This window comes from Collinsella sp. AF33-16 (assembly GCF_003475325.1).
In the GTDB taxonomy this organism is placed as follows: Bacteria; Actinomycetota; Coriobacteriia; order Coriobacteriales; family Coriobacteriaceae; genus Collinsella.
The window spans coordinates 1-15517 of the sequence record NZ_QRQC01000009.1 but is presented as its reverse complement, the minus strand read 5'-3'; the positions used below and the strand labels follow the sequence as shown (position 1 = coordinate 15517).

The 15517-nt window shown below is 60.5% G+C and carries 17 protein-coding genes; all 17 read left to right on the top strand.

Annotated elements, in window-relative coordinates; genetic code table 11:
- Positions 1-324 precede the first annotated feature (324 nt).
- Entirely contained in the window at positions 325-1575 is a 1251-nt protein-coding gene (locus DWZ52_RS04590) for a HemK/PrmC family methyltransferase (protein WP_118385000.1), read from the top strand.
- A 68-nt stretch (positions 1576-1643) separates the two neighbouring features.
- On the top strand, positions 1644-1829 hold the full coding sequence (locus DWZ52_RS10320) for a type II toxin-antitoxin system HicA family toxin (RefSeq protein ID WP_089573106.1): 186 nt from the start codon (positions 1644-1646) through the stop codon (positions 1827-1829).
- Positions 1796-2287: a type II toxin-antitoxin system HicB family antitoxin gene (locus tag DWZ52_RS04580; protein ID WP_128620077.1), complete on the top strand. Its 492-nt coding sequence runs from the start codon at positions 1796-1798 to the stop codon at positions 2285-2287. Before DWZ52_RS10320 ends, DWZ52_RS04580 begins: the two co-directional genes overlap by 34 nt.
- A gap of 134 nt (positions 2288-2421) precedes the next feature.
- Complete coding sequence (locus DWZ52_RS04575; protein ID WP_118384999.1) at positions 2422-3165, top strand: L-threonylcarbamoyladenylate synthase; 744 nt, start codon at positions 2422-2424, stop codon at positions 3163-3165.
- A gap of 13 nt (positions 3166-3178) precedes the next feature.
- Positions 3179-4720: a glycerol kinase GlpK gene (glpK, locus tag DWZ52_RS04570; RefSeq protein WP_117862523.1), complete on the top strand. Its 1542-nt coding sequence runs from the start codon at positions 3179-3181 to the stop codon at positions 4718-4720.
- 123 nt (positions 4721-4843) lie between these two features.
- Positions 4844-5491, top strand: a complete 648-nt coding sequence (gene upp / locus DWZ52_RS04565; RefSeq protein ID WP_040359658.1) for a uracil phosphoribosyltransferase — start codon at positions 4844-4846, stop codon at positions 5489-5491.
- A 281-nt stretch (positions 5492-5772) separates the two neighbouring features.
- Complete coding sequence (locus DWZ52_RS04560; RefSeq protein WP_118384998.1) at positions 5773-6084, top strand: hypothetical protein; 312 nt, start codon at positions 5773-5775, stop codon at positions 6082-6084.
- A gap of 3 nt (positions 6085-6087) precedes the next feature.
- Positions 6088-6891 (top strand): F0F1 ATP synthase subunit A, encoded by an 804-nt coding sequence (gene atpB / locus DWZ52_RS04555; protein WP_022094263.1) that lies wholly within the window; start codon positions 6088-6090, stop codon positions 6889-6891.
- A 124-nt stretch (positions 6892-7015) separates the two neighbouring features.
- Positions 7016-7210 carry an ATP synthase subunit C gene (locus tag DWZ52_RS04550; protein ID WP_022094262.1) on the top strand — a complete coding sequence of 65 codons (195 nt, stop codon included), beginning with the start codon at positions 7016-7018 and terminating at the stop codon, positions 7208-7210.
- Positions 7211-7225: 15 nt separating this feature from the next.
- On the top strand, positions 7226-7828 hold the full coding sequence (gene atpF / locus DWZ52_RS04545) for a F0F1 ATP synthase subunit B (RefSeq protein ID WP_006235712.1): 603 nt from the start codon (positions 7226-7228) through the stop codon (positions 7826-7828).
- Entirely contained in the window at positions 7818-8294 is a 477-nt protein-coding gene (locus DWZ52_RS04540) for a FoF1 ATP synthase subunit delta (protein WP_006235713.1), read from the top strand. Before atpF ends, DWZ52_RS04540 begins: the two co-directional genes overlap by 11 nt.
- Entirely contained in the window at positions 8294-9892 is a 1599-nt protein-coding gene (gene atpA / locus DWZ52_RS04535; protein WP_117716381.1) for a F0F1 ATP synthase subunit alpha, read from the top strand. The genes DWZ52_RS04540 and atpA overlap by 1 nt, the downstream gene beginning before the upstream one ends.
- 5 nt (positions 9893-9897) lie before the next feature.
- Positions 9898-10806: an ATP synthase F1 subunit gamma gene (atpG, locus tag DWZ52_RS04530; RefSeq protein WP_006235716.1), complete on the top strand. Its 909-nt coding sequence runs from the start codon at positions 9898-9900 to the stop codon at positions 10804-10806.
- Positions 10806-12260: a F0F1 ATP synthase subunit beta gene (atpD, locus tag DWZ52_RS04525; protein ID WP_006235717.1), complete on the top strand. Its 1455-nt coding sequence runs from the start codon at positions 10806-10808 to the stop codon at positions 12258-12260. The genes atpG and atpD overlap by 1 nt, the downstream gene beginning before the upstream one ends.
- Positions 12261-12263: 3 nt before the next feature.
- Positions 12264-12656 carry an ATP synthase F1 subunit epsilon gene (gene atpC, locus DWZ52_RS04520; protein ID WP_006235718.1) on the top strand — a complete coding sequence of 131 codons (393 nt, stop codon included), beginning with the start codon at positions 12264-12266 and terminating at the stop codon, positions 12654-12656.
- 88 nt (positions 12657-12744) lie between these two features.
- On the top strand, positions 12745-14028 hold the full coding sequence (gene murA / locus DWZ52_RS04515; RefSeq protein WP_089573101.1) for a UDP-N-acetylglucosamine 1-carboxyvinyltransferase: 1284 nt from the start codon (positions 12745-12747) through the stop codon (positions 14026-14028).
- Positions 14029-14040: 12 nt separating this feature from the next.
- On the top strand, positions 14041-15270 hold the full coding sequence (locus DWZ52_RS04510) for an LCP family protein (protein ID WP_117641016.1): 1230 nt from the start codon (positions 14041-14043) through the stop codon (positions 15268-15270).
- The last annotated feature ends 247 nt before the right edge of the window (positions 15271-15517 follow it).

Genomic DNA, 15517 nt, shown 5'->3' with positions numbered 1-15517 from the left:
AAAGCAATGATCAGCATGCGTCTATCGCCGAAAATAATGCTTAAATTATCGTTCGAGAAGTCGTGGGGCGAATTTTGGCGTGTCGTGCGTCAAGCGATGTGGCAAGTTCTTGGTTAGATATTGGTCAGTTTTGGGGCAACCTTGCCAAAAACTTGACGGATGCAGATTTAGACGTCGACGAATGAACACTTCAGGTGGACTCCAAGCAAAATTCTGGGCTGATTCTCGATAATCGCCTTTAATCGCCCCTTGCCAAGCGCTGGCCTCGCTTACAATCTGCTCCGACATTCGCGCGCCGCCCGGCGCTTAAGAGGGGAGGGCCCCATGGCAAACGAGATCTGGACCATCAAGCGTTGTCTCGAGTGGACCAAGGAGTACCTGGCCGAGCGCGGCGAGGAGCATCCCCGTCTTTCTGCCGAGTGGCTGCTGTGCGCGGCCACGGGCCTGGCGCGTATCGACTTGTATATGCGCATGGACGAGACGCTTAACGCGGCCCAGCTCGAGACCATGCACGCGGCCGTCGTTCGTCGCGCCAAAGGCGAGCCGCTGCAGTACATCACCGGCAGCACGCAGTTTCGCATGATCGACGTCGCGTGCGCCCCCGGCGTGCTCATCCCGCGCCCCGAGACCGAGATGCTCGTCGAAGAAGTCCTGAACTATCTGGATACCGAGGTGCTGAGCCCCGAGGCCGCTGCCCGTCAGCGTGTTGAGCTGCCTTGGAACGATGAGGTCGAGCAGGCCCGCAAAGCCGAGGCGGCGCTGGCCGACGAACGCGCGACCGCCGAGCGCCGTGCTGCCAACCTGACGGCCGCCGATGAGGCTGCGCTGGGTAGCGACGTGCTCGGTAGCCGCGCCTATGCCGAGGAGCTTGCCGATCGCGAGGCCGAGGAAGCCGCCGCGCAGGCAGCAGAAGCCGAAGCCGCGGAAGCTGCCGAGTCCGAGCTCGACGAATACGGCATCGCCATCGAGGGCGCCGACCAGGAGACGGCTTCAGCTCAGGATGCCGCTGCGCCTGCCCCAGCCGAGCCCCGCACTGCCCGCGTTCTCGAGGTCGGCTGCGGCACGGGCTGCATTTCGCTCTCCCTTGCCTGGGAGCGCCGCGGCCACGTTACCTGCACTGCTACCGATATCGAGCCGCGCGCCATCGACCTTGCTACCAAAAACCGTGATGCGCTTGGCCTCACGTCCGACGAGGTCGCCTTCAGCCTCACAAACCTGGTGAGCTCCATTCCCCGCGAAGAGTGGGGCACCTTTGACGTACTCGTCTCCAACCCGCCCTACATCCCCACCGATGTCATGCGCTCGCTGCCGCATGAGGTCAAGGACTTTGAGCCTGATCTGGCGCTCGAGGGCGGTGCCGACGGTCTCGATATCTTCCGCCGCCTGCTCAACGCGGCGCCCTACATGCTGCGTGCCGGCGGCCTGTTTGCCTGCGAGCTCTACGAGGGCGCGCTCGACGCCGCGGCCGAGCTCTGTCGTCAAGCAGGCCTTTCGGACGTGCGTATCGTCCACGACCTCACCGATCGCCCCCGCATTGTCCGAGCCATCGTCACCGAGCCCAAGCAACGCCAGTAATATTTATTAACTGGTTAGCAAAAATTATAAAGTAGTTTATAATTAGGACGGCTGAAAGAGGTCGGCCCATGCAACCTCCTACCTTTCGGGAAATCATTGCCCTACTCAAGCACGATGGATTCGTGAAGGTCGCGCAAGTCGGTAGTCATGCTAAGTATGTTTCTGGTGACCGCGTTGTCACCGTGAACGGCTCTGGTGGTGATCGACCAAAGAAGGGCACGTGGGCAAGTATTCGTCGCCAAGCTGGATGGTAGTTGGAGGCAAAATGAGGCAGCGATTTACCTATGACTGCGTTCTCATAAAAGAAGACGATGGTTACTGCGCTAGCTTCCCGCAGATTCCCGGCGCCTTTGCCGATGGCGATACGCGCGAAGAAGCGATTGCCCATGCTACCGAGGCACTGATGGCGTTTTTGGCCGACGACCTCAACAACGGTTTGACTCCGGCAGGGTACGAACGCTCGGCCGAGGTCGTGGCCCTTTCAGTCGAAATCGACCACGAGGACGCTCGGGAAGCGGCGTGCCGAACATTTAAAGACGCAGCGCTGGACCTCAAAGTCTCCGCTCCGCGGATTACCGCGCTGGTCAAAGCCGGAAAGCTCGATGTTGAACTCGTCGACGGCCGTCGGATGATAACGATAGACAGCATTGAGCGTTACGCCGCCCAAGAACGTCACGCCGGCAGGCCAAAGAAGTTCGTCGCAGTCCAATAACCCCCTCACTTTCACCGACTACTAGAGCCGCTCACCAAACCAACATGCGCTCTGGGCAAATAGATTGAACGTTTCGTGCGAGAATGCCCCACAGTAAACAAACTTGCACCAGAGCGTAAGGGGCTGGCATACACATGCAGACGGTCTATCGGGTATACGAGGGAGCGCGGGAGCCGCATCGGCTTGCCGTCGAGCGTACGGCCGAGGTGCTCGGCTGTGGCGGTCTGGCCCTGATTCCGACCGAGACCGTCTATGGTGTCGCTGTGGCAGTTAACGCCTTTTCGGACGCCGTGCCTCAAGATACAAGCGAATTCCCATCGTGGCCGCGCGATCCGCAGGCCACCGTCAACGGCGCCGCGGTCCCCGCGCTCGGTACCGGCTATCGTCGTATTTTTACCCTCAAGCAGCGCGAGCTCACCCAAACGGTTGCCTGGCTGGTCGATGATGCCGAGGCGCTCGATCGCTATGGCGTGGATATCCCTAACGAGGCCCGCGTGCTCGCCCGACGATGCTGGCCGGGCGCCCTGACTATCGTGGTCAAGGCGGCCCCCTGCGTGCCGACCTTTATGCGCGCCGCCGACGACACGGTGGCGCTTCGCGCTTCGGCCTCGCCCGTGGTGCAAGCGCTCATCCGCGCCTGCGGCAGCCCTCTTGCCTGCACCAGCGCCAACACGCATGGCGCGCCCGCGCCGGCAAGTTTTGCCACGGTGGAGGAGCGCATCCTGGAGGGAGTCGATGTTGCCGTCGACGCCGGTGAGACCCCGTGTCGCGACGCTTCGACCATCGTGTCGTTCCAGCACGGCGGGCTCCAGATCCTGCGCCAAGGCGCACTTCCCGCATCAGAGATCGAACGGGTCCTGTCTGGCCCGATGCAATAGAAAGGTGTAAGCGATGTCGTTGAATCTGGGCAGCCTGGGCATGGAAGATGCCTCGTTTAACTTTGGCGGTTCCTACATCATGGCACTCGACTGCGGCACCACCTCGGTACTTGCGACCATCGTCGACGAGTACGGCTGCATCGTCGCGCAGGCACGTCGCAGCGTCAAAACCAGCTTTCCGCGTCCCGGTTGGGTGGAGCAAGACCCCATGGCGGTCCTTGCTAGCCAGATCGCCGTCATGATGGAAGTCCAGTTTAAGAGCGGTATCCACTCCGACCGCATTGCCGCCATCGGCATCTCCAACCAGCGCGAGACCACGGTGGTCTGGGATCGCGTGAGCGGTCAGCCGATCTATAACGCTATCGTATGGCAGTGCCGCCGTACCGCACCTCTGATCGACGAGCTTGTCGAGCAGGGCGCAGAAGGGCTGGTGCGCTCCCGCACGGGACTCACGCTCGACCCGTATTTCTCGGCCTCCAAGGTGCAGTGGATTCTCGACAACGTCGACGGCGCACGCGAAAGCGCGGCGGCGGGCGACCTCATGTTTGGCACCATCGACACCTGGCTCATCTACAACCTTACCGGCGGCCAGGTCTTTGCCACCGACTACACCAATGCCAGCCGCACGGCACTCTTTAATATCCATACGCTCGATTGGGACGACGACCTGCTGGCACTCTTTGACGTTCCACGTTCCATGATGCCCGAGGTTCGCTGGAGCTCGGGCGACTACGGCCGCGTCGCGAGCGACATCATGACCAACATGCCGCCCATCATGGGCGTGGCGGGTGACCAACAGGCGTCGCTGTTCGGCCACTGCTGTTTCCGTCCCGGCCAGACCAAAAACACCTATGGCACGGGTTGCTTTATGCTCATGAACACCGGCGACGAGATCGTCGAATCCAAGAATGGCCTGGTCTCCACCATCGGTATCGCTGCGGACGGCAAAGTCAGCTATGCGCTCGAGGGCTCTATTTTTGCCGCCGGCTCAACGATGAACTGGCTTCGCAACAACATGGGCATCATCTCGAGCGTGAGCGAGTCGGCACAACTCGCCGCTTCGATTAGCGACAACGAGGGCTGCTACTTCGTTCCGGCCTTTGCGGGTTTGGGTGCTCCCTGGTGGGACCCGCACGCTCGCGGTATCGTGTGCGGTCTGACCGGCGCCTCGAGCCGTGCGACCATCGTACGTGCCGCCTGCGAATCCATGGCATATCAGAGCTACGACGTGCTGCGCGCCATGGAGCAGGACGTGGGGCTTTCGATTGAGCGCCTGTCTGTCGATGGCGGTGCCTCGCGCAACGAGTTCATCATGCAATTCCAGGCCGACCTGCTGGATATCCCCGTGCTGCAATGCGAGACGGTGGAGACCACGGCAATCGGTGCCGCGTACTTGGCGGGTCTTGCCGTCGGCTATTGGGAAGACCTGGAAGAGCTGGAGCAAAATGCCCAGATCGTTAGGACCTTCCTTCCCCACATGTCCGCCGAGCGCCGCGAGCAAAACCTTGCGGGCTGGCGTGATGCAGTCAGGCGCTCGCTCAGCACCTCACAGTAGGGCTGCGATGGGCTGCTCGATACAACAAACCGCTAAACTAATGTATGGCGTGCGGTGGCGACATTGCTGCGCGCCTTGTCAGCAAGGCCGTTTTGCGGCCGCAACGAAAGGGGCAATCAACCCATGACCGTCACCTACGATGCGTCCCGTGTGACGCTTGTCGATCATCCGCTCGTTCAGCACAAGCTGTCGATCCTGCGCGATAAAAACACCGGCACCAACCAGTTCCGCCAGCTCGTGCGCGAACTCGCGCTTTTTGACGGCTACGAGGCCATGCGCGACCTGCCCATGGAAGACGTCGAGGTCGAGACCCCCATCACCACCGCCACGTTTAAGCAGCTTGCCGGCAAAAAGCTCGCCATCGTTCCCATCCTTCGTGCAGGCCTTGGCATGGTCGACGGCATCCTCGACCTGGTACCCTCTGCCCGCGTGGGCCACATCGGCATGGAGCGCGACGAGGTCACCCACGAGCCGCATGAGTACTACTGCAAGATGCCCAAGGATATCGACCAACGCATCTGCCTGGTTGTCGACCCCATGCTCGCCACGGGCGGTTCGGCCGAGATGGCTATCAGCTACTTGCGCGAGCGCGGTGTCAAGGACATCCGCATGCTGTGCATCGTCGCGGCCCCCGAGGGTCTCAAATCACTGACCGAAAAGGACCCCGACGTACATATTTATACGTGCGCCATCGATGACCATCTCAACGAGGCCGCCTACATCGTTCCCGGCCTGGGCGACGCCGGCGACCGCATCTACGGCACGCTCTAGTCGTCGGGCTAAGACGGCCGCGGCTGCAAATACGAAGAAACGGTGCGCGCGGACGAACAAAAGGCGACCGCGCGCACTCCCGTTAACGGACGTTTTGCCCTGCAGGGTTCGAGAAAAACGTATTACCTACCTGCGGCATAAAGAAGGTCTTAAGAAAACGAACAGGTGCGTATTAACCGATGCTTTTTCGGTTGTACTTTAGCGATTGGCTCGTACAATAGTCACCAATGTTTGGCGGGAACTGTTCTGGGAAGCGTTAAAGAGGGAAAGTGAGGACGCCAGTGTTTCAGATAGCCGATCTGCTCGCTATCGTTGCAGGCGTCATCGCGGGCGCAATTGCCTTCCTTCCCTTTGTCTTTACGCTCAAGCCGGTTCTTGACGATAAGCAGAATGCGGACATGTTCAAGGGCATGGTGAGTCTGGCGGTCTCGGCAATCGCCCTGCTCGTCTTTACCTTGGTTGTGTTTGTGTTGTTCGGAGAGGCATTTCGCATGTTCCTCCTGGGCGAGGCGATCGGCTTCGTGGCCTTTATGGCCGCCTGCACGGTTCGTGTCGCCAAGGCGCTGCGAGATCCTCATGAGGTCGAAAGGTAAGTCGTGGAAATTTTTGAAAAGCTGCCTGATGAGATTAATCATCTGGTCAGCGAGTTCAGCTCCACCCCTGTCGTGGGCGATCTGAGCTGCGGCATCACGCAGTACTCGTTTTGGCTGATCGTCTCCACGATCGTGCTCCTGATCGTCCTGGCCGTGTTCAAGAAGAAGCAGACCCTGGTTCCCAAGGGCTTCTTCGTCAACGGTTTCGAGTACATCATCGAGTACGTCGAGAACGATATCGGCAAGGGCGTCGTGGGTGAGAACTGGAAGAAGCACTTCCCGTTCCTGTGCTCGCTTTTCCTGTTCATCCTGATCAATAACATGATCGGCCTGATTCCGGGAATGAAGCCCGGCACCGGCGCAATCGGCTCCACCGCCGCGCTCGCCATCTTCGCCTTCGTGTACTTCATCTACTACGGATGCAAGGCTCACGGCGTGATCGGCTACATCAAGAGCCTCGCCCCGCAGGGCGTGAGCTTCCCGATGAACGTGCTCGTGTGGGTCGTCGAGCTCTTTTCGACCTTCCTGCGCCTCATCACGCTCGCCGTCCGTCTGTTCTGCAACATGTTCGCAGGACACGTGGTCATGGGTTCGTTCGCCATCATGGCGAGCATGTTCATGCAGCCGCTGCTTCAGCAGGTTTCCGCGGCCCACGCCGTCGGCGCCCTGCCTTCGCTGGCCTGGCTTGCCATCCTCATCCTGATCTATGCGATCGAGCTTGTGGTCGGCGCCATCCAGGCTTACGTCTTCACGGTCCTTACCGCCGTGTATGTCTCTGAGGCAGAGGAGGTTGCGGAGGAGGAGTAGTCTTCCGTTCGCGTCTTCAAGGTAAGGCAATTCGTTAAACCGCCGGTGCCCGTACCCATGGAGCCCGGCAGTTATAAAAAGGTTATCCTGCGTGAAATAAGACACGCACGACAAAGGAGGAATCGTGGGAGTTATCGGTTACGGTCTCGGTGTTATCGGCGCTGGTCTTGCTATCGGCCTGTCTGCTCTGGGTGCTACGGGTGCTATGGCCCGTCAGCCTGAGGTCCAGGGCCGCGTGTTCACCGTCTTCATCATGGGCTCCGCCTTCGGCGAGGCTCTGGCTCTGATCGGCTTCGTTGTCGCGCTGATCGTTAAATAGCACGGAGCGTCAAGTATGAATCTTTCATCCCAGAAGAGCGCGATCGCACTCTCCGCGTCCGCGGCCGCGCTGCTCATGCCGGTTTCCGCGTTCGCCGAGGACGGCGCTGCCGGTGCGGACATCCTCATCCCTAAGATGGCGGAGTTCATCCCGGCGCTTATCGCCTTCCTGATCATCTGGATCGTGCTGGCCAAGGTCGCCCTGCCGGGCATCATGAAAACCATGGAGGAGCGCGGCAAGAAGATCGAGGAGAGCCTCGACGAGGCCGAGAAGACCAAGCAGGAGGCTATCGCCAAGCGCGCTGAGTCCGACTCGATCGTCACCGACGCCCGCCGTCAGGCTGCCGACATCGTCCTCGAGGCCCGTAAGGACGCCGAGTCCGAGCGCGCCCGTATCATCGAGGCTGCTCACAAGGAGGCCGAGGAGATCATCGCCAAGGCCCATACGACCGTCGAGGACGAGCGCAAGTCCATTTACGCCGGTGCCGCGAGCTCCATCGCCGACCTGTCCGTTGCCGTCGCCACCAAGATCGTGGGCGAGGCACTCGAGGACGATGCCGAGCAGAAGAAGCTCATCGAGCGCTACATCCAGGAAGCAGGTAGCCTGAATGCCGACTAGCCGCTATCAGGACAAGGTGCTCGAGACCTATGCGCGCTCCCTTCTGGAAGCCGCCAAGGCCGAGAACCATGTGTTCGAGGACCTCGAGATGATCGAGCGCTTGGCTTCTGCCAGCCCCGAGATCATCGCCGTGCTCGACACCATGTCCAAGCGCGACCAGCTCGACCTTCTTCCCAAGGTGGCAGCTGCCTTTAAGTATGTTGCCGAGGAAGACGAGGATGTAGTGGGCGTGACCGTCACCACGGCGATCCCGCTCGACGACGAGCTGCGTCAAACCATCACTAAGAAATGCGAGCAGGACTTCGGCCGCAAGGTATTCCTTATCGAGCAGGTCGACCCGTCTATCGTGGGCGGCCTGGTGCTCGAGGCCCGCGGCGAGCGTCGTGACATTTCCGTCAAGACGCAGCTGCGCATCGCGCAGGAGACCCTCGCAAACTCTGCTAATTCGTACGGAGGTGAAGCCTAATGTCCGAAACCCTCAATGCCCAGGATATCGCCAAGAAACTGCAGGAGCAGCTCACGAGCCTCTCCGCGACGGTCGATACGCATGAGGTTTCAACGGTCGACGAGGTAGGCGACGGCATCGCGCGCGTCTCCGGCCTCAAGAGCGCCATGGCAGGCGAGCTTCTGGAGTTCAAGAGCTCCGATACCGGTGAGACCGTCTTCGGCCTTGCCCAGAACCTTGACCGTGACGAGGTCGGCGCCGTTCTGTTCGGTGCCGTCGACTCCATCAAGGAAGGCGACGAGTGCCGCACCACTGGCCGCATTATGGATATCCCCGTGAGCCGTGCCATGCTCGGCCGCGTCGTCAATCCGCTCGGCCAGCCCATCGACGGCCTGGGCGACATCGTCGCCACGCACCGTCGCCCCATCGAGTTCAAGGCTCCCGGCGTCATCGATCGTACCCCGGTGTGCGAGCCGGTTCAGACCGGTCTGCTCGCTATCGACTCCATGGTGCCTATTGGCCGCGGTCAGCGTGAGCTCATCATCGGCGACCGTAAGACCGGTAAGACCGCCATCGCCATCGACGCTATTCTCAACCAGCGCGGCAAGGGCATGGTCTGCATCTATGTCGCCATCGGCCAGAAGGCCTCCACGGTTGCCAACATCCGCGAGACCCTCGCTCAGCACGGTGCGCTCGACTACACCATCATCGTTTCGGCCACCGCTGCCGATTCCGCCCCTATGCAGTACATCGCGCCTATGGCCGGTGCCGCTATCGGCGAGTTCTTCATGTACAACGGCGAGGACGGCAAGCCCGCCAGCGAGACCAACCCCGGCGGCCACGTGCTCGTCATCTACGACGACCTGTCCAAGCAGGCTGTGGCCTACCGTCAGATGTCGCTGACGCTGCATCGTCCGCCCGGACGCGAGGCCTATCCTGGCGACATCTTCTACCTGCACTCTCGTCTGCTCGAGCGTGCCGTCAAGATGTCCAAGAAGAACGGTTACGGCTCCATGACGGCACTGCCGATCATCGAGACCCAGGACGGCGACGTCTCGGCCTACATTCCGACCAACGTCATTTCCATTACCGATGGTCAGATCTACCTGCAGTCCGAGCTCTTCTTCCAGGGTCAGCGCCCGGCAGTCGACGTGGGCATCTCCGTGTCCCGCGTCGGTGGCGATGCGCAGACCAAGGCCATGAAGCAGGTCGCCGGCAACCTCCGTCTGGACCTCGCTTCGTACCAGGAGCTCGCTGGCTTTACGCAGTTCGGCTCCGACCTCGACGAGGCTACTCAGAAGCAGCTGACCCATGGTGCTCGCATGACCGAGCTCCTGAAGCAGCCGCGTTACAAGCCGTTTGAGGTTGGCGAGCAGATCGTTACGCTGTTCGCTGGCAACGAGGGCTTCCTGGATGACCTGGAGATCGCCGACGTGCTGCCCTTCCGTGCCGAGCTCATCGAGTACATGGACAATGGCTTTGGCTCGCTGCTCGACAAGGTTCGCGCCAAGAAGATCGATGATGACATCAAGGCTGAGCTCTTGCGCGTCATCGGCGACTTCAAGCAGCAGTTCATGGCCAAGCACCATTCGGATGTTTCTGGATCAGAGGAGAACTAAGCCCCATGGCCAACCTTCGCGACATTAAGAAGCGAATCTCCTCGGTTACCACGACCAAGCAGATCACGCGCACGATGGAGATGGTCTCTACGGCCAAGATCCGTCGTGCCCTCGATCGCTCCAAGCAGGCCGAGCCCTATAAGGAGGCGCTGACCGACGTCATGTTGACGGTCGCCGGCGACGCCTCCTGTTCGGGCACCGATCCCATGCTGCAGAAGCATGAGAGCGTCAAGCATGGCCTGATTGTCGTTATTGCCTCGGACCGCGGCCTTGCCGGCGGTTTCAATACGACGGTGGAGCGCACGGCCGAAAAGCTCGCCGCTTCTTGGGCGAACGACGGCATCGAGTGCGAGATCATCGCGTGCGGGCGTAAGCCGGCCACGTATTTCCGTGACCGCGCAAACGTTGTCATGCACTTTGAGGGCAACTCCTCTGAGCCCGATTTCAATCAGGCCCGCATGATTTCCTCTCATATCTGCGATGCGTATCGTGCCGGTGAGCTTGACCGTGTCGAGCTTGTCTACCACCACGCCAAGAACCGCGTGGATCAGGAGCTTCGCGTCGAGCATCTGTTGCCGCTCGACCCCGAGATGATCGCTATGGCCCACGGTCCGCGTAAGAACGAGACCGACGCCCCTAAGCGCATCTCGTCCACGTTCGAGTTCGTGCCCTCTCCCGAGCATGTTCTCGGCAAGCTTGTGCCGTCTTATATCCTGACGGTCATCTACCAGGCCCTGATCGATTCGGCGGCTGCCGAGCAGGGTGCACGCCGCAAGGCCATGCACTCCGCGACGGAAAACGCCACCGCGATCATCTCGACCCTTACCCGCACGTATAGTCGCGTGCGCCAGGCTTCGATCACGACCGAGATTAACGAGATCGTCGGCGGAGCCTCAGCATTGGAGGAACAGTAATGGCTAATAACACCGTAAAGCTTGCGGTCGAGGAAGCCACCAAGAAGACGACTGCCGGTGATGGTCGCATCGTGCGAATCATCGGCCCTGTCGTTGACGTCAAGTTTGACGGCGCGGTGCCCCCGATCTACAACGCGCTCACGGTCGAGGCCGAGACCCCGATCGGTCATCTGAGCACGATCCTCGAGGTCGAGAGCCAGCTTCCGGGCGGCGTCGTCCGCACGGTCGCCATGTCCTCGACCGACGGCCTGCAGCGCGGCCTCATCGCCACCGATACCGGTGAGCCCATGAAGATGCCCGTTGGCCCCAAGACGCTCGGCCGAATTTGGAACGTCATGGGCAAGCCCGTCGACGGCAAGCCCATGCCCGAGGTGGAGGAGTTCTACCCCATCCACCATGCAGCGCCCCGCTTTGACGAGCTCACCACCAAGACCGAGATCTTCGAGACCGGCATCAAGGCCGTCGACCTGCTCGAGCCCTACATCCGTGGCGGCAAGACGGGCCTGTTCGGCGGCGCCGGCGTCGGCAAGACCGTTCTGATTCAGGAGCTCATCAACAACCTCGCCCAGGAGCACGGCGGCACCTCGGTGTTCACCGGCGTCGGCGAGCGTACCCGCGAGGGCACCGACCTGTTCCTCGAGATGAGCGAGTCTGGCGTTATCGACAAGACCTGCTTGGTTTATGGTCAGATGAACGAGCCGCCCGGAGCGCGTCTGCGCATCGGTCTGGCCGGCCTTACCACCGCTGAGTATTTCCGTGATCGTGGTCAGGACGTTCTGCTGTTCATCGACAACATCTTCCGCTTTTCCCAGGCAGGTTCCGAGGTTTCCGCACTGCTGGGCCGTATGCCGTCCGCCGTTGGTTACCAGCCCACGCTGGCAACCGAGATGGGCGACCTCCAGGAGCGCATTACCTCGACCAAGACGGGCTCCATTACCTCCGTCCAGGCTGTCTACGTCCCCGCAGACGACCTGACCGACCCTGCGCCTGCCACGACGTTTACGCACCTCGACGCCACCACGGTTCTTTCGCGTAGCATTTCGTCGCTCGGCCTATTCCCGGCTATCGACCCGCTCGCATCTTCCTCCGACGCTCTCGATCCCTCGATCGTCGGCGAGGAGCACTACCGTGTCGCCGTCAAGGTCCAGGAGCTCCTGCAGGAGTACTCCGACCTTCAGGACATCATCGCCATTCTGGGTATGGACGAGCTGTCCGAGGAGCAGCGCCTTACGGTCAACCGTGCCCGTAAGATTCAGCAGTTCCTCTCGCAGTCCTTCCACGTCGCCGAGAAGTTCACCGGCAACCCCGGTGTCTACGTCCGCGTCGAGGATACCGTCCGCTCTTTCGCCGAGATTGTCGACGGCAAGGCCGATGACCTGCCCGAGCAGGCTTTCCGCTATGCTTCCACGATTGAGGACGTGCGCGAGCGCGCCCGCAAGATGGGGGAGAAGTAGGTTATGCGTATCCGCATCGTGTGCCCCGTGAGCTGCGCCTATGAGGGCGACGCTGCGTTTGTGTCGATTCCGTCCACGGATGGCGAGTTTGGCGTCCTGCCTGCTCACTCCAGCGAGATCTGCACGATCGACCGCGGTTACGTTCGCGTTTCCGATAAGGCCATGGGCACTGTCGACCACACGTTTGCCGTGGCCGGCGGCTATGCCCAGGTTGCGGACGATGTCGTGACCGTTCTCGCCGAGCGCGCTTGCGATTTGGCGACCGTCGATGCCGACAAGCTTAAAGCTGATATTCAAGGTTTTGAAGAGAAGCTGGGTAATTTGTCGGAGGATGATGCACGCCGCGCCTACCTCTATAATGAAATCGCATGGTGTAAGCTCAAGCTTGCCCAATAGTCAAACGATTTAGCGTTCGACCATTTGCGAACACATCATGCCCGGGATGGCCCAGCCACCCCGGGCATGCTTTTTGAAAGGGTAGACCTTGGATATTATCCGCGTTGAGGGTGGCCACGCCATCGGAGGCTCCGTGCCCGTCTCGGGCGCCAAGAACTCCGCGCTCAAACTCATGGCGGCAACGCTTCTGGCGCCGGGCAAGACGACGCTGCAGAACGTGCCCGATATTTCCGATGTCCACGTGATGGGCAAGGTGCTCAAGGGCATGGGCGCTACGATCGATGTTCTCGACGAGCACACGCTCGAGATTGATACCTCTCAGGTCGATTCATGGGAGGCCCCCTACGAGCTCGTTGCCAAGATGCGCGCTTCCACCGCCGTCATGGGACCCCTGCTGGGCCGCTTCCATCGCGCCAAAATTGCCATGCCGGGCGGCTGCAACCTGGGTGCTCGCAAGATCGATATGCACATTCTTGGTCTTGAGGCCCTGGGCGTTGAGTTCGATACCGCCCACGGTTACATCAACGCTAATGCGCCCCAAGGTCTGCGCGGTACCACCGTCACGCTCGAGTTCGCCAGCGTCGGTGCGACCGAGAATCTCATCATGGCCTCTGTGCGCGCACAGGGCACCACGGTTATCGACAATGCCGCCCGCGAGCCCGAGATCGTCGATCTCGCCAACATGCTCAACGAGATGGGCGCCAAGATTGTTGGCGCCGGTACGCCCGTCGTGACTATCGAAGGCGTGGAAGAGCTCCATCCCGTTATCCATCGCGTGGTGGGCGACCGCATCGAGGCCGGTACCTTTATCGTCGCCGGTGCGTTGATGGCGGACGATCGCGGTGTCGATGTCACGGGCTTTTGCCCCATTCATTTGGGCATGGTGCTCAAGAAGATGGAGCTCATGGGTATCGACTGCGAGCGCGTCGAGGATGGCGTCCATGTGAACCGTGCCGAGCGTATCAAGCCGGTCGACATCCAGACGCTTCCGTTCCCCGGTTTCCCGACCGACATGCAGGCGCAGATTATGGTGCTCTCCGCCCTTGCCGACGGCAGTTCCGTTATTACCGAGAACATCTTCGAGAATCGCTTTATGTTTGCCTCTGAGCTGGTGCGCATGGGTGCCGACATTCGTATCGAGAGCCATCATGCCATGATTCATGGCGTCAAGGGCTTCTCGGGTGCACAGGTTACCTCGCCCGATTTGCGCGGCGGAGCGGCCCTCGTCGTAGCGGGCTTGATCGCCGACGGGACGACCGAGGTTTCGGCTATCCATCACATCAAGCGCGGCTACGAGCAGTTTGTCGAAAAGCTGCAGGCGCTCGGCGCGCATGTCGAGCATGCTACCGTCCCCGATCCCGTCATCTACTAATACAGGTTGCCTATGTTTAATAAAAAGCCCCTCGCGGATACCACCACCCGAAGACCCTCAACTGGTGCGCAGGCCAAGATCTACAGTCGCGATAACGTGGCTCGCTATTCCGAGCGCGCTCGTCAACGCCGCCGTAGCCACACGATTCGTCACGTCGCGCTCATTGTCGTGCTTGGCGTGCTGCTGAGTGCCACGACCGCTGCCGGCCTGTGGTTTGCCACCATTATGGGCAAGCTCGGCGATTCTAATGTCATTACTGACAATCTGCGTCGGGTTCTGGTTGACACCGATGAGGCAAAGGATCCGTTCTACGTGCTGCTTCTTGGCACCGACGGCCGTCCGGGCGAGGATACGTATCGTGCCGACTCGATTATCCTGGCACGCATCGACCCCACGCAAAAGCAGGCGACGCTCATTTCCGTTCCGCGCGACACCAAGGTCGAGTACAAGGGCGAGACCATGAAGATCAACGCCTGCCATACCGTTGGCGGCGCCGAGGCCATGGTCGAGGCGGTCAACGAGCTGTGCGGTGTTCAGATTTCCCACTATGCCGAGGTCAGCTTCGACGGTATGCAGGCGCTGATTGATTCGGTTGGCGGTATCGACATTAACGCAACCGATGATGTTGACGACCCCGAGCACCTGGATATTAAGATTACCGCTGGCCAGCAGCATATGGACGGTGCCACCGCCCTTACCTATGCCCGCTGCCGCTACACCTATGCCGACGGCGATTACACGCGCATGCGCCACCAGCGTCAGGTGCTTGGCGCCCTTGCCAACCAGATTCTCAATAACTTCGATGCCACGAAGATCTTTGGCCTGGTTAATTCGCTGTCCGATATGCTTGTAACCGATATGAGCGTTCAGGATATCGTGGCTACGGTCAACGCCATGCGCGGTATGGATGTCGACGGTATCTACTCGGCCAACCTGCCCTCGTACGCCGACGACAGCACCATGATCGACGGTGTGAGCTACGTCTTTGTCTACGAGGACGAGCTCAAGGAAATGATGGAGCGCGTCGATGCCGGCAAGGATCCCAAGGGTCCCAACACCATGGGTATGTCCGATGGTTCCAGCTCTACGATCGGTGACCTCAGCAACAACACGTCTGACGACTACGCAAACGGTACCGCAACCTCATCGGTCAGCTCTGACGATTCCGACGATTCGAGCGACAGTTCCGATTACTACGAAGAGCCCACCGGCGACGGCAACGGCTACGAGGCCAACTACTAAGTTACGGCGTTTTGCCAAACGCCGTAACGGCTCGACGCTGCGCGGGCCGCATTTGGACAATCTGACGTTCAACTTCAAGGGCGCGACCAGAAGGTCAGCGCCCTTTCGTTTCACGTCACCTTGTCTCAAATGCGACCCGCTCGCTGCCCGTCCTCAACCTGCGACGTTAGTCATTGGGTGTTCCTATAGTTTTGTCAACCGTCGGGGCTACTCCCGGTAGGGCACCCGGTCGCGCATCACGGCGTAT